At 73.0% G+C, this 18,996-nt stretch carries 19 protein-coding genes and 1 tRNA gene; 4 read left to right on the top strand and 16 right to left on the bottom strand.

Annotation, left to right across the window (positions count from 1 at the left end; translation table 11 throughout):
- The first annotated feature begins 116 nt into the window (after nt 1-116).
- Nucleotides 117-248: a hypothetical protein gene (locus tag J2W21_RS01130; protein ID WP_307112669.1), complete on the top strand. Its 132-nt coding sequence runs from the start codon at nt 117-119 to the stop codon at nt 246-248.
- Between the two features lie 242 nt (nt 249-490).
- Here the strand turns inward: J2W21_RS01130 and J2W21_RS01125 are convergent, their stop codons facing one another.
- From J2W21_RS01125 to tadA, 10 genes are all read right to left on the bottom strand, one after another.
- A complete protein-coding gene (locus tag J2W21_RS01125; protein WP_307112668.1) occupies nt 491-1,138 on the bottom strand; it encodes a DUF4232 domain-containing protein in 648 nt (215 codons plus the stop codon).
- Nucleotides 1,139-1,252: 114 nt separating this feature from the next.
- Entirely contained in the window at nt 1,253-2,446 is a 1,194-nt protein-coding gene (locus tag J2W21_RS01120; protein ID WP_307112667.1) for a sulfite oxidase, read from the bottom strand.
- Nucleotides 2,447-2,510: 64 nt separating this feature from the next.
- On the bottom strand, nt 2,511-3,698 hold the full coding sequence (locus J2W21_RS01115) for a cation:proton antiporter (protein ID WP_307112666.1): 1,188 nt from the start codon (nt 3,696-3,698) through the stop codon (nt 2,511-2,513).
- A 274-nt stretch (nt 3,699-3,972) separates the two neighbouring features.
- Nucleotides 3,973-4,057, bottom strand: a tRNA-Ser gene (locus J2W21_RS01110).
- 14 nt (nt 4,058-4,071) lie between these two features.
- A complete protein-coding gene (locus tag J2W21_RS01105) occupies nt 4,072-5,085 on the bottom strand; it encodes a DNA-3-methyladenine glycosylase family protein (protein ID WP_307112665.1) in 1,014 nt (337 codons plus the stop codon).
- 6 nt (nt 5,086-5,091) lie between these two features.
- A complete protein-coding gene (locus tag J2W21_RS01100) occupies nt 5,092-5,688 on the bottom strand; it encodes a DNA-3-methyladenine glycosylase I (RefSeq protein WP_307112664.1) in 597 nt (198 codons plus the stop codon).
- 12 nt (nt 5,689-5,700) lie between these two features.
- Nucleotides 5,701-6,372 carry an alpha-ketoglutarate-dependent dioxygenase AlkB family protein gene (locus J2W21_RS01095; protein ID WP_307112663.1) on the bottom strand — a complete coding sequence of 224 codons (672 nt, stop codon included), beginning with the start codon at nt 6,370-6,372 and terminating at the stop codon, nt 5,701-5,703.
- Entirely contained in the window at nt 6,369-7,034 is a 666-nt protein-coding gene (locus J2W21_RS01090) for a methylated-DNA--[protein]-cysteine S-methyltransferase (protein WP_307112662.1), read from the bottom strand. The genes J2W21_RS01095 and J2W21_RS01090 overlap by 4 nt, the downstream gene beginning before the upstream one ends.
- A complete protein-coding gene (locus J2W21_RS01085) occupies nt 7,031-7,531 on the bottom strand; it encodes an RNA polymerase sigma factor (RefSeq protein ID WP_307112661.1) in 501 nt (166 codons plus the stop codon). Before J2W21_RS01085 ends, J2W21_RS01090 begins: the two co-directional genes overlap by 4 nt.
- 75 nt (nt 7,532-7,606) lie before the next feature.
- The gene (gene tadA / locus J2W21_RS01080; protein ID WP_307112660.1) at nt 7,607-8,104 is read right to left on the bottom strand and encodes a tRNA adenosine(34) deaminase TadA; all 498 of its coding nucleotides are present in this window, start codon (nt 8,102-8,104) and stop codon (nt 7,607-7,609) included.
- A 96-nt stretch (nt 8,105-8,200) separates the two neighbouring features.
- On the opposite strand from tadA, the gene J2W21_RS01075 reads away from it, so the two are divergent.
- On the top strand, nt 8,201-8,983 hold the full coding sequence (locus J2W21_RS01075) for a phosphatase PAP2 family protein (protein ID WP_307112659.1): 783 nt from the start codon (nt 8,201-8,203) through the stop codon (nt 8,981-8,983).
- A gap of 60 nt (nt 8,984-9,043) precedes the next feature.
- Entirely contained in the window at nt 9,044-9,679 is a 636-nt protein-coding gene (gene upp / locus J2W21_RS01070; RefSeq protein WP_307112658.1) for a uracil phosphoribosyltransferase, read from the top strand.
- 49 nt (nt 9,680-9,728) lie between these two features.
- Here the strand turns inward: upp and J2W21_RS01065 are convergent, their stop codons facing one another.
- From J2W21_RS01065 to J2W21_RS01055, 3 genes are all read right to left on the bottom strand, one after another.
- Nucleotides 9,729-10,502, bottom strand: coding sequence for a hypothetical protein (locus J2W21_RS01065; protein WP_307112657.1), 774 nt, complete (start codon nt 10,500-10,502; stop codon nt 9,729-9,731).
- The gene (locus J2W21_RS01060; RefSeq protein WP_307112656.1) at nt 10,499-11,086 is read right to left on the bottom strand and encodes an RNA polymerase sigma factor; all 588 of its coding nucleotides are present in this window, start codon (nt 11,084-11,086) and stop codon (nt 10,499-10,501) included. Before J2W21_RS01060 ends, J2W21_RS01065 begins: the two co-directional genes overlap by 4 nt.
- 111 nt (nt 11,087-11,197) lie before the next feature.
- Nucleotides 11,198-11,890: a protein tyrosine phosphatase gene (locus J2W21_RS01055; RefSeq protein WP_307112655.1), complete on the bottom strand. Its 693-nt coding sequence runs from the start codon at nt 11,888-11,890 to the stop codon at nt 11,198-11,200.
- A gap of 202 nt (nt 11,891-12,092) precedes the next feature.
- Between J2W21_RS01055 and J2W21_RS01050 the strand changes: the two genes are divergently transcribed.
- A complete protein-coding gene (locus J2W21_RS01050; RefSeq protein ID WP_307112654.1) occupies nt 12,093-12,467 on the top strand; it encodes a VOC family protein in 375 nt (124 codons plus the stop codon).
- A gap of 32 nt (nt 12,468-12,499) precedes the next feature.
- Here the strand turns inward: J2W21_RS01050 and J2W21_RS01045 are convergent, their stop codons facing one another.
- From J2W21_RS01045 to J2W21_RS01035, 3 genes are read right to left on the bottom strand one after another with little or no spacing between them, the layout of a single operon-like run.
- Nucleotides 12,500-14,677: an ATP-dependent DNA ligase gene (locus J2W21_RS01045; RefSeq protein WP_307112653.1), complete on the bottom strand. Its 2,178-nt coding sequence runs from the start codon at nt 14,675-14,677 to the stop codon at nt 12,500-12,502.
- A gap of 44 nt (nt 14,678-14,721) precedes the next feature.
- Entirely contained in the window at nt 14,722-16,782 is a 2,061-nt protein-coding gene (locus J2W21_RS01040) for an ArnT family glycosyltransferase (RefSeq protein ID WP_307112652.1), read from the bottom strand.
- Nucleotides 16,782-18,947 carry an ArnT family glycosyltransferase gene (locus J2W21_RS01035; RefSeq protein ID WP_307112651.1) on the bottom strand — a complete coding sequence of 722 codons (2,166 nt, stop codon included), beginning with the start codon at nt 18,945-18,947 and terminating at the stop codon, nt 16,782-16,784. Before J2W21_RS01035 ends, J2W21_RS01040 begins: the two co-directional genes overlap by 1 nt.
- Nucleotides 18,948-18,996: the final 49 nt, after the last annotated feature.

Raw genomic sequence — 18,996 nt, 5'->3', positions numbered from 1 at the left:
CTGGCCGGCCGTCCTGGTTGCCGTCGGGGAGCGCACGGCTGGCTTTTATTTGTTTCTCCGGTATGGTCATGTCCACGGGTATTCCAGTTTTCGAATCCACAACGCAGGGAGCTGAAATGTCGGGAAAGTCGCCGCGAAATTCGAAGAACCTCAAGCAGGGGCGGTCCATCAAGGAGAAGCGGGCCGACAAGAAGGCGAAGGCCACCGCGGAGCAGTTCCTGCCGCGGCGGCGCAAGGACGCCCTCTGAGCGAGCGCCCGGCCAGTGGCCGGGCGTCCCGGAGGGTCAGCCGGCAGCCCGGCTCCGCGGCCGCGCCGCGTTGAGCAGTCCACGGGTGCCGGCCCGGACGGCCGGAGCGCCTTGAGCCTCCGGCCGTCCCTCTGCTGCAGCCCGCCGGCTGCACCCGGAAATCAAGAAGCCGGGGAATTCCCTGAGTAATTTCTCGCAGGAATTCCCCGGCCTGGGTGCGCGGAATATCTTCGCGGGCAGAATCAGGACGGCTGGAACGCGCGCAGCGTCAGCAGGTGGATATCACTATTCGAGCAGGCGGTGACCTGGGCGGGGATGAACAGCGACCCATAGTCCTCGGGCGGGTAGACCCGGTAGCCGGCGGCGTTGACCACGGTGCAGCCGGTGTAGTTCCGTGCCTGGTGCAGCCCGAAGTCCGCCGCGCCGCTCTGGCCCGGCTGGAGCACGATCGGCACGACGGGCACCGTGGCGTCGCGGTCTGCCGGTGCGCCGATCGGGGCGCCGTCGGGGCCGTTGGTCAGGGACACCCCCGCGAAGCCCTCGAGCAGGCAGGGCGACTGGGAGACGTTCTTGAGGGCGATCTTCTGGTACACCGTCCCCGCTGCGCCGCCCGCGCCGGGCTGGAGGCTGCCCTGGAGCTGGTTCGAGACGCACCGGGCGACTCCGCCGGCGGCGGGGGTGGAGGTCTGCGGGCCCCCGGTGCTCGGCCCCGCGCTGCCGGGTCCCGTCGGGGACTCGCTCGATGAGGGGCTGGCACTGGAGGACGTGGGGCTGGGCGAGGCGGAGGAGGGCGACGCAGCCGGTTGGGCGCCTCCCGTGCCGCAGGCCGCCAGCACCGCTGCGAGGGCGAGCGGGGAGAGGAAGGCGAGGCTGCGCTGGACGCGGTTCATAATCCCACAATTCACTCCTGTCACACCGGCGTCAAGGCACGACACGGCCACAGTACGGCTACGGCGTTCCGCCGCCAGATCCCTCCGTGCGGGTGGACGTCCGCGGGGGCCGGCTCACGCGCGGACGTCGACCGTGAGCTCCTGGACCGCATTGTTGCCCATGCCCTGGAACGTCCAGGCCTGCTCGAGGGGCTGGACCCGCCCGCTGGCGTCGGTCGCCCGGCTGGCGAGCGTGTGGGCTCCCGGGGCGGCGACCCAGACCAGGCTGAACTCCTGCCACGCATGCGCTGCGGTCGGCGGCTCCACCTGGGCCTCCGTCCAGACACCGTCGATCGCGACCTCGACCCGGACCACCGGCCCCTCGCCGGACCAGGCCCGGCCTCGAATCGTGGTGGGCCCGGCACCGAGGGATCGGCGGCGGGTGAAGAAGTCGGGCAGGCCGGGCGGGACCATGAGCGATCGGACCCTCATCCGGCTGACCGGCTCGCCGGGATCGTCCGCGGCCAGGGAGTAGCGGTAGGTGCTCTCGTTCTGGAACACCCGCGCCGGCCGATCGAGCACCTGGATGGAGGTGAGCCACTTCACGCTCGCCATCCCGTACCAGCCCGGGACGAGGAGCCGCAGCGGATACCCGTGCTGGGGCGGGAGCGGTGCGCCGCCCATCTCGTAGGCGAGGAGCACCTCCTCTGCGAGGGCGTCCGCAGCACGCAGCGAGCGGGCGTAGTCCTGTTCGAGCCCGGCCTGGACGCCGCGGTCGGCGCCCGTGAACACCAGATCGACGGCGTCGGCAGCAATCCCGGCTTCCGCCAGGAGCGGGGCGAGCGGTGTCCCGGTCCACTCGGCGGTGCCGACGGCTCCCGTGTCCCACGGGATGCTCGGGGGGCGCGGCTCCAGGCGTCCCCGCCCGTTGCCGGCGCACTCGAGGGTCACGGCAGCCGTGCGCCGAGGACGGCTCCGGAGCTCGCTCAGGGTGAGCTCGAGCGGGTGCTCGACCGCTCCGTGGACCCGCAGGCGCCAGTCCTCCGGGCGCACGTCCGGGATGTCGAAGTGGACCACCGTGTAGTGCAGGCCGGGCGGTGTCAGCGGCCAGCGGAGTGACTCGAGCGGGGCGGAGTGGTTGCGGCGGGCGAGCTCGAGCTCTTCGCCCGTGACCGGGCCCGCGATGGGCGGCCGGGGCGGAGCCAGAGCCGGAGCGGAGCCGCCTTCTCCTGCCGCGCGGGCGGGGGATCCGGCGGCGTCAGGGCTCGCTGCCCGGCTACCTGCCTCGTGCCGGTGCGGCCGGTGGGGGGTGCTGATCTTGGCTCGCATGCGGCCAGTGTGGGCGCGGCCGGGGTCTGTGTCCAGAGCCGCGGACCGGGCCGTGGACGTCGCCCTACTGCGCCGGTTGGGCGCCCCCGTCCGCGGGGGCGGCGGGTCCCGGCGCCGGTCCCGCGCCGGCGGCGCGCTTGGCAGCCCAGGAGGCCGCCGCCGTCGTGCTCCCAATGGTGAGGAGCGCGCCGAGGAGCAGCGCGGAGTCCTCGCCGGGGGCGAGGACTCCGAGGCTGCGCCCGATCGTCGCGGCGGCCACGGGAACCCCGAGCTGCGCCGCCGAGCCGATCGCGAACGGCAGGGGGAGCCCCGTCATCCGGCTCACGGCGTGCGCGACCACCGCTCCGCCCCCGATCAGGAGCCCGAGCACGACCATCTGCGGGTGCCCGCCGAGCTGGCGCAGGTCGATCGAGGCGCCCAGCCACACGAAGAACACAGGTCCCAGGAAGCCGTCGTTGAGGGCGAAGAGCTGGCGCGCCAGCCTCCGCGGCTCGCCCACGGCGGAGACGGCCAGGCCGAACGCGAAGCCCGAGAGCATGACCGAGACGTGCGTGAACACGGCCAGCCCTGCCAGAGCGAACAGGATGGAGAGCTGGATGCGCAGCTCCAAGGCGAACTTGCGCTCCTCGGAGAAGCTGTGGAGGCGGCGCCGCGAGCCGTCCTTCTCGAAGTGCCTGAGCACCCACCAGAGCACGAGCGCGCAGACAGCCACCGCGAACGCCCCGATGGCCTTGGGCCCGGCGTTGGCCGGGTCGATGGCGAGCGGCAGCGCCACGATCGCGGCCACGTCGGCAAGCGCGACCTGCGCCGTCAGCTCGAGGACGCTGCGGCCCGTGAGCTTGAGCGAGTCGACGATCGGGAGCACGAGCGCCGCGGAGGACGAGGCCATGAGGACCACATACAGGGGCGCATGGGCCGAGCCGATCAGGAGGGCGGTGCCGATCCCGAGGGCGGCGGCGACGGCCGAGGTCACGGCCATCCGGAACGCCCCCTTGCCCACGGCGTCGCGGATGGACCGGTCCCGCATCGGCACATGGGTCCCCGCCACGAACATCATGAGGGCGAAGCCGAGGTCAGCGAGGAAGGTCAGGGTCTCGTTGTCCGAGTCGACCCAGCCGAGCAGCGACTTGCCGACGACGACGCCCGCGATGAGCTCGCCCAGCACGAGCGGCAGATGCCAGGACCTCCTGGCTGCAAGCGCGGGACCGAGCAGCGCGACGATGCAGATGAGGGACAGCTCGACGAAGGACACCGCCTCTGGCCCTCACTCGCTCCGGGCCGGGGAATCCGCGGTCTTGACGGCGGCGAGGCCGGGACGGAGCTCGGCGTTGGCCTCGTCGAGCCATTCCACGGCCATGGGGGTCCCTCTCGTATCGACGCTGTGGGCGGCATACTACGCCGGAGCGCAGGGAACGGGCAGGTGCGGAAGGCGAGCTGCCTGCGGGCGTCCCGCGCGGCCGCCGTGCGGGATGACGAAGGCCCCGCGATCCCCGGGATTCCGGGGAAGGCGGGGCCTTCGTGCTGGGCGGTGGTGGAGGGATTTGAACCCCCGTTGGGTTGCCCCAAACATCATTTCGAGTGATGCACCTTCGGCCGCTCGGACACACCACCAGCAGGCATCTACTCTACCGAGTCGAGCCCGTGTGTCCAAACTGGGACCTCGGCGCGAGCTCGACCTCCTGACGGAGGGCGTCCGATCCCGCCTGGGTCCGGCGGCCGCTGCCGGTGTCAGGCGCGTAGGCGGTGGCTGTCCATAGGTGGACGAGCGCATATGCGCGGAAGGGCCGCCAGGCCTCCGCACGGCGGGCAGCCTCAGCTGGGCTGATGCCGCCGAGGGCGCGGCGCAGCACGAGGTCCCCTGGGGCGAAGGCGTCCCGGCTGCCGGTGCGGACCTCGAGGTAATCGGCGGTCCAGGGCCCCACCCCGTGGACGGCGAGGAGCTCGTCGCGCGTGAGCCTGAGGCCGGCGTCACCGGGAGAGTGGCCCCGGTCCGCGAAGGCCTCCGCGAGGGCGCGGACCGTGCGGGCGCGGGAGGACGTCAGGCCGACGGCGGCTTGGAGTTCCTCCGGCCGGACCTCGGCGAGGACGGCGGCGGTGGGGAACTGGGTGAACCGGTGAGGACCGGGCTGCCCGTAGGCGACTACGAGGCGCCCCGCGAAGGTGCGTCCTGCCGCGAGGGAGACCTGTTGGCCGAGCACGGTTGTCACAGCGGTCTGGAAGACGTCGGTGGTTCCGGTGACCCGCAATGCGGGCCGGGCGTCCACGAGAGGTCGGAGGAGCGGATCGGCGCGCAGGGCCGTGCGGACGGCGCCCAGGTCGGTCGAGAGGTCCAGCCATGACCTGACCGCCGGCACCACAGCCGCCATGACGTCTGGGGAAGCGTGGACGGTGAGGTCGACGCCGTGGTCGTCGAGCCGCACCGAGACGGCGACCGCTCCTTGGGCGGTGTGCACGAGCCGCTCGTGGGTGCCCGTGGTGGGGTCGGTGCGTTCGGCGCCCGGCACGGTGTGGGCCGCGAGGCTCGCGAGCATCGCGGAGGACGCGAGGCCGCCGGGGGCCTCCAGCCGGATGGGTGCCGTGGCGGCCGCGGCCGTCCCGGGACGGCGGGGTTTCGGCTCCGCGTCGCTGCGCTCGAGCACCGTGGGTTAGCCCCACACGCCGGAGCTGCCGCGGCGGTGGCTGCCCACGAGGTGGGTGTCGATGATGCCGATGGCCTCCATGAGGGCGAACATCGTGGTGGGGCCCACGAACGCGAAGCCCTTCTTGCGCAGCGCCTTCGAGAGGGCGATGGATTCCGGCGAGGTGGACGGGATCTCGGCGAAGGAGGCCGGCGCAGGCGTCTCGGCGGGCTGGAACGACCACACGAACTCAGCCAGGCCCCCCTCGTCGCGGAGCGCGAGGGTGGCGCGCGCGTTGGTGATGGAGGCGGTGATCTTGGCCCGGTTGCGGACGATTCCCCCGTCGAGCATGAGCCGCTCCACGTCCTCGGACGTGAACCGTGCGACGGCCTCGGGGTCGAAGCCGGCGAAGGCCGCGCGGAACGCAGGCCGCTTCCGCAGGATCGTGGCCCAGGAGAGGCCGGCCTGGAAGCCCTCGAGGCAGATCCGCTCGTACACGCCCTGCTCATCGCGCACGGGCATGCCCCACTCGGTGTCGTAGTACTCGCGCATGAGCGCGTCCGCGCTCGCCCAGAGCGGCCGGGAGAGACCGTCCTCGCCCGTGATGAGTGCTGCCTCGGCCATGGGGATGCTCCTTCAGTCCAGTCCGGTCACGCGGAGGGTGATGTTGATGCGCCCTGTCTCGAGACCGCACCCGGCGGGCGCAGTGCCCGGATAGGTCTTCATCACGCCGTGGAAGGCGAGCCGCGCCGGGCCGCCGAACACGAAGAGGTCACCGGAGGCCAGCACGAGGTCCTCGTACGGCCGCGCCCGTGATTCCGAGTTGCCGAAGCGGAACAGGCAGCTGTTGCCCACGGACAGGGACACGACCGGCGCGCGGGAGACCTCGTCCTTGTCCTGGTGCATGCCCATCCGCGCGTCCTCGTCGTAGTAGTTCACGAGTGCAGTGTCGGGCGCGTACTGGCGGACCGTCTTGCTGGGGCCGTAGGCCTCGGCGACAGCGAGCCGTCCCACGCGCTCGAGCCAGTCGGGCAGCGGCAGCACCCGGGCGCCGTTGACGTCGGTCGCCTCGCGCGTGTAGCGGTAGGGCTGCCAGTGCCAGCCCAGGCACACCGTCTTCACGGACATTTCGTGCCCCCTCACGGCCGCCGCCCGCGGGGGCACCGGGCCGGCCGACCACTCGCGGAACCGCTCGGCGATCCACGCCTGCTGCTCGAGGGTGAGCCAGCCGGGCACATGGACGGCGCCCGGGGCGAGCTCGCGGCGGGGCCTCTCGAGCAGCTCGTCACCGAAGAGCGCCCCGCTCATGCGGCCGCCTCGAGCGAGAGCAGCGCGGTCTTCGCCTCCAGGCCGCCGATGTAGCCGCCGAGGCTCCCGTCGGAGCGCAGCACCCGATGGCACGGGATCACGAGCGGGAGAGGATTGGTCGCGCATGCCGATCCGACCGCGCGGACGGCCTTCGGGTTCCCCACGGCGCGGGCAACCTCGGTGTAGCTCTCGGTGGAGCCGAAGGGGATCTCACCGAGATGGGCGAGCACGGTGCGGCGGAACCCGGCGGAGAGGCTCAGGTCCAAGGGCAGATCGAAGCTCGTGCGCCGGCCGGCGAAGTACTCCTCGATCTCGCGGGCGGCGGAGCCCAGGCGCCCGGGGGCCTCGAGGATGCGCGGGCTCAGCCGGTCGGCGAGGGTCTGCAGGACGGCGTCGAGGCCCTCCCGCTCGAAGGCCACGCGGACCAGGCCGCGTTCGGTCGCGGCGATGAGGAGCTGGCCCAGCGGCGAGTCGACCACCCGGTAGGCGACGTCGAGCAGTCCCTCCCGGCCGGCCTCGGCCGCCAGCGAGCCCCGGAGCCGCTCGAGGGTGCCGGGTTCGATCACCGTCAGGTGGGGGGCGAAGGCGAGGTCCACGGCGCCGGGGCCCGGTGACGGGGAGTCGGCACCGGTTGCAGCCGTGTCGATGTGGGGGCGGTTCATGAGGGGTCTCCTTCGGGCAGCAGGTCTGCCGAGACGAGGGTGCGCAGCTTCCTGAGCCCGTCCGCGGCGGAGCGTCGGGCGGCGGCGGGGGTGCCGCCGACGATCGCGGCGATCTCCCCGAAGGGAAGATCGCCGAGGTAGCGGTAGGCGATGACGCGCCGCTGCTTGTCGGGCAGGCGCGCGACCTGGCCCCACACGCCGTCGTCCGGCGGGGCAGGGTTCCCGAGCGGCGAGCGTCCCTCCGGCACGGACTCGACGGGGACGGCTCGGCGCCCCGCTGCCCGTACGGCGTCGAGCGAACGGCGGTGGGCGATGGTCACGAGCCACGCCTCGACGTTGGCATCGGGCGGCAGGTCGGTGTAGGCGCGCAGGGCCGAGAGGAAGGTCTCCTGCCAGACGTCCTCGGCGTCCAGCGGGCCGACGACCGCACGGCACACCCGCAGCACCGCGGCTCCGTGGAGCTCGACGAGCTTTTCGAAGGGCTGTTTCGTGTCCATCACCATGAAGACGCCGGGGAAGGAGGAAATGTGAGGTTGCCGCCCGATGTCCCGCCCATCATTCCACCCACGGGGTCAGCGGTGCTGGGCGAAGAACCCGCGCAGGAGCGCCCCGCACTCCTCCTCGAGCACGCCCGGGTAGACCTCGACCCAGTGGTTGAGGCGCCGCTCGCGGAGGACGTCGAACACGCTCCCGGCGGCTCCGGCCTTCTCGTCCCAGGCGCCGAACACCACGCGCGGGATCCTCGCCAGGACGATGGCGCCGGCGCACATCGCGCAGGGCTCGAGGGTGACCACCAGGGTGCAGTCGGCCAGACGCCAGCCGTCGCCCGCGCCGTCGTGCGCCAGGGCGGCCGCGGCCGAGCGGATCGCCTGGACCTCCGCGTGCGCCGTCGGGTCGCCGAGTGCCTCGCGCTCGTTGCGCCCGGTGGCGACCACCGCCCCGTCGGGCCCCACTACGACTGCCCCGATCGGGACGTCCCCGGTCGTCTCGGCGGCCCGCGCCTGCTTGAGGGCGAGCCGCATCCACGAGGCGTGGGCGCGATCCTGCGTGTGCGGTCCGGGGGTGGGCATGGCTCCAATGATAGGTTCGGGCGCAGACAGCGCGGCCCGGTGCGGCCCGGCTCCTGCAGGCCGCACCGAGCCGACTGCGGCGGAGAGGAGTCGGACGTGGACGAGGGAAGTGGGCTGCGCCGCTGGATCGCCGCGATCGGCCGTCGGCTCGGTCCGAACGCCACGATGTGGGTGCTGCTCGCCGTGGGCGCGGTCCTGACCCTCGGGTTCTCGTGGGCGGGCGGCGAGGTGTACGAGTCCGTGGTCCAGAAGGACGAGCTCGCAGCGTTGGACCAGCCGGTGCTCACGTGGGCCGTCGCGGCCCGGACGCCGGCCCTCGACACGGCGGTCACGGTGGTCACGAATATTGGCGGAGGGGTGATTGCGCCCATCGTCGCCGCCGTGGCGATGGTGCTGCTGGCCGTGTGGATGCGGCACTGGAGGCCCCTCGTCCTCGTCCCGGCGGCGGCCCTCGGCTCGCTGCTCGCGACCATCTTCGGCAAGCAGCTCACCGCGCGGGCCCGGCCGCCGCACGAGCTCGCGGTCCCGCCGTACGAGTACTCCGCGTCCTTCCCGAGCGGGCACACCCTCAATGCGACAGTGATCGCCGGCATCGTCGTCTACCTCGTCTGCCTCAGGGTCCGCAGCGCGTGGACGCGCGCCGCGGTCATCTGCCTCGGCGCGCTCTACGCGCTCGCCATCGGGCTCTCCCGGGTCTTCCTCGGCCACCACTGGCTCACGGACGTCGTGGCCGCGTGGTTCCTCGGCTGCGCGTGGCTCACGGTCGTGATCATCGCCCACCAGGTCTTCCATCTCGTGCGCCGCGCACGGGCGGAGCGGGCCACCGCGGAGGCTGCGCCCGACGGCGGCGGCAGGGTGCCGCCGTCGTCCTCCCTCTGAGGGGGAGGCGGGGCGCCGGACGGGGTGAGCCTGTCAGGAGGGGCTGGTAGGTTCTCTGCCATGCGAACTCTCGTCGTCGACCACCCCCTCGTCGCGCACAAGCTGACCGTGCTGCGGGACAAGAACACCCCCAGCCCGGTGTTCCGGCAGCTGGCCGAGGAGCTCGTGACCCTCCTGGCCTACGAGGCCACCCGGGAGGTGCGCACCGAGCCAGTGACGATCGAGACGCCCGTCACCACCACGGTGGGGACGGCATTCACCAAGCCCACACCCCTCGTGGTGCCCATCCTGCGCGCGGGCCTGGGCATGCTCGAGGGCATGGTCAAGCTCGTGCCGACGGCAGAGGTCGGCTTCCTCGGGATGGCCCGTGACGAGGAGACGCTCGACATCGTCACCTACGCGGAGCGGCTCCCCGAGGACCTCACGGGCCGCCAGGTGTTCGTGCTCGATCCCATGCTCGCCACCGGCGGGACCCTGAGCGAGGCCGTGAAGTTCCTCTTCCGGCGCGGCGCCAGCGATGTCACGTGCATCTGCCTGCTCGCCGCCCCTGAAGGGCTCGCGCGCCTCGAGAAGGGGCTGGGGGACTCGAACGTGAAGATCGTGCTCGCCTCGATCGACGAGCGGCTCAACGAGAAGGCCTACATCGTCCCCGGACTGGGCGACGCGGGAGACCGCCTCTACGGCCTGGCCAAATAGCAGGGCCCGCCGGCGCGGGCGGGCCGCCCGCGCCGGCGGCCGGCCCGTCCTACGGCAGCTTCGGCAGCAGGCCGGGCAGCAGCGACGGCGGCGTGGGTGCGGGCGGCAGGTGCGGCATCGTGGGCACTGCGCTCGGCGCGAGCGAGGGCGGGCTGAGCGGCAGCTGCGGGAGCGGGACAGCGGGGACGCTGCCGGCGGGCGCGGGAGCAGACGGCGTGACGGGCGACGCCGGCCGCGCTGACGCGGGTGCCACCGTGGCCGGCGCCTGGGTGCCCTCCGGCGCAGATGAGCTGCCCGGGGCCGGGACGGCGGGCGCCACCCGGGCAGGGAGGGACGCCTGTCCCGTCCCCGCCGTGGACGGAGCCTGGCCGGGCGCGTTGTCCACGGCGTTGGTGTTGCTGCCCGGCCAGAGGTGGAAGCCGCCCTGGGCCGCGGCGGCGGCGCCGGCGGAGGCGGCGCCGGCGGCGATCGCGATGATGAGCGCGGTCGTGGCCGGACGGCCGCGGCGGCGCCGCGACGGGCTGCGGGTGCTGCGGACTGCCTCGAGGTCCACCACCGTGGCCGGGGCGGCCTCGTGCCGGGCTTCGGGGCGCTGCTCGTCGGCGGACGGCTGCTCGTCGGCGGACGTCAGGGCAGCGGCGGAGGGGCCGGGCGCGGCGGCGAGGAGGCTGGCCAGGCGCCGGTTGGGCAGCACGGGCTCGGACTCTGCGAGCCCGCGGAGCTCGGCGAGGACCGGGCGGAGGGACTCGGCGTCCTCGGCGTCCAGTCCCTCGAGGAGCTCGTCGACGACGCTGAGGTCGTCCGGGTCAAAGGCGGAAGTCATGGCCTGCTCAGTTCTGTGGTCGGCACGTGCGTGCGGAGTTCGTTCAGCGCCCGGCGCTGGAGCTGCTTGACGGCGCCTGTGGTCCGGCCCATGACCGCGGCGGTCTCGTCGATCGAGAGGTCGGCGACGATGCGGAGGAGGAGCACCTCGCGGTAGTCCTCGGAGAGCGTGCCGAGGAGGGCGAGCGCGCCGCTGTCTGCGACGACGGCGTCCTCGGGGGTCGTGGCCGTGCGCCGGGGATCGGTCTCTGCCTCGTGGGGCACCAGATAGGGGGTCCTCGCCCTGCGGCGGTGATGGTCGACGGCGCGTCCGTGGGCGATGGTGAACGCGAGGGCCTTCGTTCCCGCGAGGCCCCCCGTGAAACCGGGCTCCTCGTCGGTGCCGCCTTGGGTGAGCCGCGTGTAGAGGGCCAGGAAGACGTCATGGGTCACGGCGTCGGGGTCGTCAATGCCCCGCGCGCGCAGGTAGCCCCTGACGGGGCCCGAGTACTCGCGGTAGGCGGCGGTGAAGAGTGCTTCCGGGCTGTCCTGATCGTCCGCGGCGATCACCACTCCGGGATCCTCGCTCGTGTGCAACCACTCCATCCTGTCCATCGGTCACGGCACGTGGTGCCCGCGTGGAGCGGGCGCCGTGCCGGTGCGTGCCGGGGCCACCACAGGGGCGGGCCCCGGCACGGTCAAACACCCTACCGCAGGTTACTGGTGCAGGGCGCTGCCGAGGTCGGACGGCACGGCGGGGACGCTCGGGACGGCCGGGGCGCTCGGGAGCGTGCCCTGGGCGGGGACGGCCGGGACCGAGGGGAGGGCGGGGGTGCCGGGGACGGCGGCCTTGGCGGCGGACACGGCGTTGCCGGCGGCCTGCTTCACGGTGCCGGTGGCCGCCTGGGCGTCGAGGCCCTGGCAGTAGGCGGCGATGTTGGCCTGGCCCTTGGCCGCGACCTCGAGGCTCTTGAAGCCGGCGGAGGAGGCGTTGAGCGAGCCCTGGGCGTTCGCGTGGCACAGGCCGACCAGGTCCAGGTCCGCTGCACCCGTGGAGGAGCCCTCGGCGGAGGACGCGGCCGTGCCCGCGGCCTTCTGGGCGTCGGCGGCCGCGCCCTTGGCCTCGGAGGCGGTCTTCGCGGCGGCGTCCTTGGCCTGCGCGGCACCCTTGGACGCGACGTCCTGGACCTTCTGGCCGGCAGCGGTGGCGTCGCCCTTCGCGTCGTCCACGGCGGTCTGGGGGGCCGGGGCGCCCAGGATCTGGTGGGCCACGCCCTGGGCCTGGGTCGGAAGCGTGCCGGTGTAGGCAGCGGTTCCCACGCCCCCGACCGTGAGGACGCCGAGCGCGGCGGCGCTGGCGGCGATCTTGCTCGACGTGAGGCCAGAGGTGATGACGGTGAGGATCGACATGGATCGGCTCCTAAAGGGGTTGAAGTCAGTGGACAGGACGCGAACCGTGCGCCCTACACCCCTTGAACCGACCGGCGCCGCGGAAAGGTCACTCGGTTCGGAGAATTTCTTTGAGAAGTTTTCCCGGGGCTGCGGACCGGCGCTGTCCGCAGCCGGTCGGCGGCGTCTTCCCGCCCCGTGCCGCCGCGTCTAGCTTGAGGGCATGGACTGGAAACTCGAACTGGCCTTCATCCCCGTGAGCGACGTCGACCGATCCATCGACTTCTACGTCAGCAAGGTCGGCTTCCACCTCGACTACGACCAGCGCGTCAGCGAGGACCTGCGCTTCGTGCAGATCACCCCGCCAGGGTCTGCGTGCTCGATCGCCTTCGGCGAGGGCCTGTCAGAGAAGCCTCCGGGCACCGCCGCCCTGCAGATCGTCGTGGCGGACATCCACAAGGCCCACGACGAGCTCGCCGCGCGCGGGGTCGAGGTCAGCGACGTCCAGGTCCTCGACTGGGGCCACTTCGTGAGCTTCGAGGACCCGGACGGCAACCGCTGGGCGATCCAGTACCTCCCCCACCGCCCCAACGGCTGAGCATCCCGTGGGCCGGCCGGCGCCGCGGCAGGTTACTGGTCCCCGCTCAGGACCGAGGAGAGGTCGTAGCTGACCGGCTCCTCCAGCTGGCTGTAGGTGCAGGACTCGGGCGAGCGGTCCTCGCGCCACCGCACCCACTGTGCGGTGTGCCGGAACCGGTCGCCCTCCATGTGGTCATAGCGCACCTCGACGACGCGTTCCGGCCGCAGCGGGGTGAACGAGAGGTCCTTGTTCGCGTTCCAGCGCGAGTGGGCCGCCGCGGTCGGGGTGCGCGGGGTCGACTGGTCACGGTTGTCAGGCTTCTCCTCCGCGGGCTGCGCCCACGCCCACGGGTGGCCCTCGAACGTCGTGACGAGCGGCTGCAGCTCGGCGAACAGCTCGCGCCGGCGGGCCATCGGGAAGGCCCCGATGACCCCCACCGAGTGGAGCTGGCCCTGGTCGTCATGCAGTCCCAGCAGCAGGGAGCCGATGGCGTCCGGCTCGTCCTTGTACAGCCGGTACCCGGCGACGACGCAGTCCGCCGTCCGCTCGTGCTTCAGCTTTGCCATGACCCGCTTGTCCTCGGCGTACAGCTCGCCGAGCGGCTTGGCGATGACACCGTCGAGGCCGGCGCCCTCGAACGTGCTGAACCACTCCAGGGCGACGGCCGGGTCCGGCGTCGCATTCGTGAGGTACACCGGGGGCGCGGCGTCCTTGAGCGCCTCCTCGAGCGCCGCGCGGCGCTCGGCGAACGGCCGCTCGACGTAGTTGGTCTGCCCGAGCGCGAGCAGGTCGAACGCGACGAAGCTCGCAGGCGTGGCGGCGCTGAGCTTGGCGATGCGCGAGGCCGCGGGATGGATACGCTGCTGCAGCGCATCGAAGTTGAGCCGGTCACCGGACTCGGGATCGATCAGGATGATCTCGCCGTCGATCACCGAATGGTCTGGAAGGTTCTCCACGAAGGCGGCGACGAGCTCGGGGAAGTAGCGGGTCATCGGCAGCGCGTTGCGCGATCCGATCTCGACCCGGTCGCCGGAGCGCCACACGATCGAGCGGAAGCCGTCCCACTTGGGCTCGTAGAGGAAGTCCCCTTCCGGGAGCTTCTTGACCGGCTTGGCCAGCATCGGGCCATACGGGGGCGCGATGGCGGTGCCCCATTCGGCGTCCCGCTCCGCCTTGGGCGCCATGTAGTCCGCGTCCACGCGGTCGGCCCTGCGCTTGCTCGGAGGGACACGCGGAGGCTCGCCGGGCATCTTGGGGTAGTCCGGCGGGAAGTTCAGCTCGCCGAGCCCGCGCTCGAGGTCCTGCTCCCAGAGCGCCAGCGCCCCGGTGACGTCGCCCGCGGTGTCGTCGATGCCCGTCCAGGGGCACTCCCGCTCGGTCAGGAGTGCCGGGACGGTGCGCACCGTGAAGTCGCGCGGGTCGGCGTCGGCCAGCTCCTCCCACGTCAGGGGGGTCGAGACCGGCGCATGCGGCAGCGGCCGGGGCGAATAGGCGGCGGCGATGGTGCGGTCGCGGTTGGCCTGGTTGAAGTCGACGAAGACGCGCTCGCCGCGCTCCTCCTTCCACCAGGACGTCGTGACCAGCTCCGGCAGGCGCCTCTCGAGCTCGCGCGCGATCCCGATGACCCCGTGGCGCACGTGAAGGAACTCGTGCGTGGGCCGGATCCGCGCGTAGACGTGCACTCCCCGGTTGCCGGAGGTCTTCGCGTAGGCCGTGAGCCCGGCCTCCGCCATGACCTCCCGCAGGGCCTGGGCCGCGGTGACGGCGTCGGCGAACGTCCGCCCGGGCTGCGGGTCCAGATCGATCCGCAGCTCGTCCGGGTTGTCGAGATTGGCCGTGCGCACGGGCCAGGGATGGAAGGTCACCGTTCCCATCTGCGCCGCCCAGGCCAGCGCGGCGGGCTCATCGAACACGAGCTGGTCGTGGCGGCGGCGGGACGGGTAGGTGCACGTGACCGTCCTCAGATAGGCGGGGGCTCCGCGCGGCGGCCGCTTGGAGAAGAACTCCTCGCCGTCGATCCCCTCGGGGAAACGCTGCAGCGTCATGGGCCGGTCCCCGTTGAGGTGGAGGAACGGCGCCGCCACCGCGACGAGGTATTCCGCCAGGTCGCGCTTCGTGAGGGGGCCGTCACCGCCGACGCCGGGCCAGAGCACCTTGTCCGGGCTGGTCAGCTTCACCTCCCGCACACCGTCGGGACCGTCAACGCGCAGGATTTCGGAATCCGCCATGGGCCCACCGTAGCCGCAGCAGCCGCTGTTCCGGCACCCCACTCTCACCCGAGCTGGTAGACCGTCTTCCCGCCGATGGTCTGCGCGGTGTAGTTGGCCTCGACCCACTGGGCGATCTGCCGGGCAGCGTCGGAGCCCGAATCGCCTCCCATGAGCGAGGCCGCGATGAACCAGTGCACCCTGCCGTCGGCGACAAGCTGCTGGAACTGCTCGAGCGTGGGGGAGGGGTCGGTGCCGTTGAACCCGCCCAGCGCCATGGCGGGCTGCCCAGTCGCCAGCTGGTAGCCGGCCGCGTTGTTCGATCCGACCACGGCCGCGGCCCACGTGTACTTGGCCGCGTCGGCGGTCAGGGCGGCGACGAGCGCGGACGACGGCGTGCTGGCGCCCAGGAGCCCCGCCCCGCCGCCGCGTCCGCCGAAGCCGCCCGAGGCCCCGCCCTGCGGGCCGAAGCCGCCCGCGGCCGGTCCGCCCGTGCTCAGGCCGAACTGGCCCTGGATGAACTGGCGCCGGCCACCGAACCCGCCCGGCCCGCCGACGCCGAACCCGGAGGACGGGCCCGCGCTCACGATCGCCCCCGTGTGCGGGGTGGACACGGTCTGCAGGGTGAACGCCAGCGAGCCGGCGAGGCCCGCGACGAGGGCGAGTGACGCCGTCGTCCGCGAGGCCCACCCGGTCCACCGCGGGGTGAGGCGCAGGCCGAACGGCCCTGCGGCCATGCCGAAGGCTGCGACGATCCCCGCGGCCGCCACCACCGGGGGGAGCCACGGCACGAACCCTGTGGCGCGGCCCAGCAGCATGGCGCCCGTCACCCCGGCCGCGAGGACGGCCGCGGCCAGGACCGCCGCCTCCGCCCGTCCGGAGCGGCGGTGCCACAGGACTCCCGCGCCGGTGCCTGCCAGGGCCGCGATGCCGGGCGCGAGCGCCACCGAGTAGTACTCGTGGATGATGCCCGCCATGAGGCTGAAGGTGAGGCCCGTGACGAGGACCCAGCCACCCCACACGATCACCGACGCCCGCACCGGGTCGGTCCGCGGCGCGCGGCGGCCCACCCACAGGAGCGCGGCCCCCAGGATGAGGACGGTGGGCAGGAGCCACGCGATCTGGCCGCCGAACGTGTCTGAGAAGAGCCGGAAGAGGCCCGGGCGGCCCCAGCCGTTGCCGCCGCCCACGGAGCCGACCTCGTTGCCGTCGAGCCGGCCGAACCCGTTGTACCCGAACGTGAGCTCGAGGATCGAGTTGGTCTGGGAGCCGCCGATGAACGGCCGCGACCCGGCGGGGGTCAGCTCGACGGCGAGGATCCACCAGCCCGCCGCGGCGGCCACCGCCCCGAGCGCACCGAGGAGGTGGAGCAGCCGGCGCCGCAGCGGATGCGGGGCTGCCCACAGGTACGCGAGTCCGAACCCCGGCACGACGAGGAGGACCTGGAGCTGCTTGGCCAGGAATCCGAGGCCGAGCAGTGCGCCTGCCGCGATGAGCCAGCGGGCCCTCCCGTCCTGGACCGAGCGCACCACCGCATAGCCGGACGCCGTCATGAGCAGCACGAGCAGCGCGTCCGGGTTGTTGAACCGGAACATGAGCGCCGCCACGGGGGTCAGGGCGAGCACGACGGCGGCGAGGAGCCCGCCGCGGTGCCCGGCGGCGTCGCTTCCGGTCGCCGCCCTGACGGCCCTGCGGACCGCGAGGTAGAGGATCCACGCCGTGGCGACGCCCATGAGGACCTCGGGGACGAGGATCGAGGCAGAGCTGAGCCCGAACACGCGCACCGACAGGTCCACGATCCACAGCGACGCCGGGGGCTTGTCCACCGTGATCGAGTTCCCGGCATCCGAGGAGCCGAAGAAGAACGCCTCCCAGTTCTGGCTGCCGGCCTGAGCCGCCGCGGAGTAGAACGCGTTGGCCCAGCCGTTGGCCGTGAGGTTCCACAGGTAGAGGGTCGTGATCGCCGCGAGGACCGCGGCGAGCTGCGCGCGCCGCCGCACGGCGCCGGGCCCCTGGGCGCGCTCCGCGCGAGGACCCGCGGGACGTGACCTCCAGGAGCTGGCTCCCGGACGCCCGGGGCGGCGCGGCGGCGCCCCGGGCGGCTCGAAGCGGAGCATGCTGGCCATCACTTGACCAGCTTATAGACGGTGGTCGAGCCGACGGTCTGGGGCTGGAAGTTCGCCTCGACCCACTGGGTGATCGCGGAGGCGTCGGTGGTCCCCCCGCCGCGGCCGCCGAAGCTGCCGCCCATGCCGCCGCCGGCAATGTAGTACGTCACGTCGCCTTTCGCCACGAGGTTCTTGAACTCATCCAGGCTCGGGTACGGGTCGCTCCCGGTGAAGCCGCCCATCGCGATGACATTGGTGTTCGACGCGAGCTCGAGGGACGAGGCCGAGTTCGAGCCGTTGGTGATCGCGGACCACTTGGTGGTGGCCTGCTTCAGGAGCGCCACGACCTCGCTCGAGGCCGTCGCCCCGCCTCCGGGACCGCCCTGGGGCTGGCCGCCGAAGGACCCGCCGAAGGCCTCGGCCGGAGAAGCGTCTCGGGTGGCCCCCAGGCGGTCGCGGAACTGCGCGAACCCCGCGCGCGCTCCGGAGCCGCCCGCGCCGGACGGGCCCGACGTCGGGATCGCGCCGCTGTGGCCCACCGACGCCGTGGCGACGGTGAACGCGGCGGGGCCGAGGCCACCGGCCAGGAGCGCGGTGACGCCGAGGGCCACGGCCCCGGTCCGGACCCTGCCCGCCCCGAACCGGTCCGCCCGCATCAGGAAGCCGAGGGCGGCGAGGACGCCCAGGACCACGGTCACCACGCGGAGCCAGGGCAGCCACGAGGCATCCCGCCCGAGCAGCACCGCGGTCCAGAGGCTCGTGCCGAGCACCACCACGGCCAGGACGATCCGGGACGGCCAGTAGGCCCGCCCGCGCCACAGCTCGGCGGCGCCGAGTCCCACGACCCCGGCGATGCCCGGAGCGAGCGCGATCGCATAGTAGGAGTGCACCGTGCCGGTCATGAAGCTGAACACGGCTGCGGTGAGGACCGTCCAGCCGCCCCAGACGATGAGGGAGGCCCGCACCCGGTCGGTGCGTGCGGCCCGTCGCGTGAACCAGAGCCCGGCCACGAGCAGGATCAGGGCGGCGGGCAGGAGCCAGGAGATCTCGGTGCCGAAGCTCGAGCCGAACATCCGCGCCAGGCCCGCACTGCCCCCGAACATCGAGTTGCCCCCGCCCGGCCCCCCGCCTCCGGGCGCACCGCCGGCGAAGCCGCCCAATCCCGCGCCGCCCGCCGCGTCCGGGCCGGCGGCAGCACCGGCGTCGGACGCCCGGTCCCGCACCGCGCCGCCGAAGCCGCCCCCGCGGTTGCCGAAGATGCGGGCGAGCCCGTTGTACCCGAAGGTGAGCTCGAGGAAGCTGTTGGTCTGCGAGCCTGCCATGTAGGGCCGCACGGTGGTGGGGGTGAGCGTGAAGGCGGCGATGTAGGCTCCCGCGACGGCGATCAGGCCGCCCAGCGCGCCGAGCAGGTGCAGGATCCGGCGGCGCAACGTGGTGGGCGCGGCCCACAGGTACGCCAGGCCGAGCGCGGGGACGACGATGAGCCCCGCGAGCATCTTGGTCAGGAAGGCGAGACCTAGGACGGCGCCCGCGCCGACGAGCCACTTCCAGCCGGCCTTCTCGATCGCCCGGACGGTCATGGAGGCGGCCAGGACCAGGCTGAACGTGAGCATCGCGTCGGGGTTGTTGAACCGGAACATGAGCGCGGCCACCGGGGTCGCCGCGAGCGCGCCCCCGGCGATCAGGCCGGCGGCCGGGCCGCTCACCCGCTTCACCGCTGCGTACATCAGGGCGACCGACGCGACGCCCATGAGCGCCTCGGGCAGGAGCATGGTGAACGAGTTGAAGCCGAAGATCCGTCCCAGGAGCCCGGGGATCCAGAAGGCCGCCGGGGGCTTGTCCACGGTGATGGCGTTGCCGGCGTCGAGGGAGCCGAAGAACCACGCGGTCCAGTCCTTGCTGCCGGCCTGGATCGCCGCGGCGTAGAACTCGTTGGCCCAGCCTGAGTTCGTCAGGTTCCAGAGGTAGAGGAACCCCGAGGCGACGAGGAGGCCGAACGCCGACGGGCGGACCCAGCGGGGCTGGTCCGCGCCGAACGCGACGCGGCGCCAGGTGGGCCGGGCGGGCGGACGACGGCGGGAGGAGGCCGCCGCTGTCCGCCCACCCGGGGCTGCGGGGGGCGTGGTGTCGACGACGCCGGCGCCGGAACCCGAGCCGGTGTCCGGGGTGAGCGAGGTTGTCATGGGGGGCCTTTCGGTCAGCAGGCTACGTCGGGGAGTCACCTTCTGGAGG

The sequence above is a fragment of the Sinomonas atrocyanea genome (genome assembly GCF_030811715.1).
Taxonomy (GTDB): domain Bacteria; phylum Actinomycetota; class Actinomycetes; order Actinomycetales; family Micrococcaceae; genus Sinomonas; species Sinomonas atrocyanea_A.
The sequence above is the reverse complement of the archived record's forward strand: the minus strand, read 5'-3'. Positions and strand labels throughout refer to the sequence as shown.

Bases quoted from the DNA above. Each gene is read 5' to 3' on its own strand.
- J2W21_RS01040 (WP_307112652.1), bottom strand. From the start codon at position 16,782: ATGGCCAGCATGCTCCGCTTCGAGCCGCCCGGGGCGCCGCCGCGCCGC.
- J2W21_RS01050 (WP_307112654.1), top strand. From the start codon at position 12,093: ATGGACTGGAAACTCGAACTGGCCTTCATCCCCGTGAGCGACGTCGAC.
- J2W21_RS01120 (WP_307112667.1), bottom strand. From the start codon at position 2,446: ATGCGAGCCAAGATCAGCACCCCCCACCGGCCGCACCGGCACGAGGCA.
- tadA (WP_307112660.1), bottom strand. From the start codon at position 8,104: ATGCCCACCCCCGGACCGCACACGCAGGATCGCGCCCACGCCTCGTGG.
- J2W21_RS01130 (WP_307112669.1), top strand. From the start codon at position 117: ATGTCGGGAAAGTCGCCGCGAAATTCGAAGAACCTCAAGCAGGGGCGG.
- J2W21_RS01065 (WP_307112657.1), bottom strand. From the start codon at position 10,502: ATGACTTCCGCCTTTGACCCGGACGACCTCAGCGTCGTCGACGAGCTC.
- J2W21_RS01060 (WP_307112656.1), bottom strand. From the start codon at position 11,086: ATGGAGTGGTTGCACACGAGCGAGGATCCCGGAGTGGTGATCGCCGCG.
- J2W21_RS01125 (WP_307112668.1), bottom strand. From the start codon at position 1,138: ATGAACCGCGTCCAGCGCAGCCTCGCCTTCCTCTCCCCGCTCGCCCTC.
- J2W21_RS01055 (WP_307112655.1), bottom strand. From the start codon at position 11,890: ATGTCGATCCTCACCGTCATCACCTCTGGCCTCACGTCGAGCAAGATC.
- J2W21_RS01100 (WP_307112664.1), bottom strand. From the start codon at position 5,688: ATGGCCGAGGCAGCACTCATCACGGGCGAGGACGGTCTCTCCCGGCCG.
- J2W21_RS01090 (WP_307112662.1), bottom strand. From the start codon at position 7,034: ATGAACCGCCCCCACATCGACACGGCTGCAACCGGTGCCGACTCCCCG.
- J2W21_RS01035 (WP_307112651.1), bottom strand. From the start codon at position 18,947: ATGACAACCTCGCTCACCCCGGACACCGGCTCGGGTTCCGGCGCCGGC.
- J2W21_RS01045 (WP_307112653.1), bottom strand. From the start codon at position 14,677: ATGGCGGATTCCGAAATCCTGCGCGTTGACGGTCCCGACGGTGTGCGG.
- J2W21_RS01085 (WP_307112661.1), bottom strand. From the start codon at position 7,531: ATGGACACGAAACAGCCCTTCGAAAAGCTCGTCGAGCTCCACGGAGCC.
- upp (WP_307112658.1), top strand. From the start codon at position 9,044: ATGCGAACTCTCGTCGTCGACCACCCCCTCGTCGCGCACAAGCTGACC.
- J2W21_RS01095 (WP_307112663.1), bottom strand. From the start codon at position 6,372: ATGAGCGGGGCGCTCTTCGGTGACGAGCTGCTCGAGAGGCCCCGCCGC.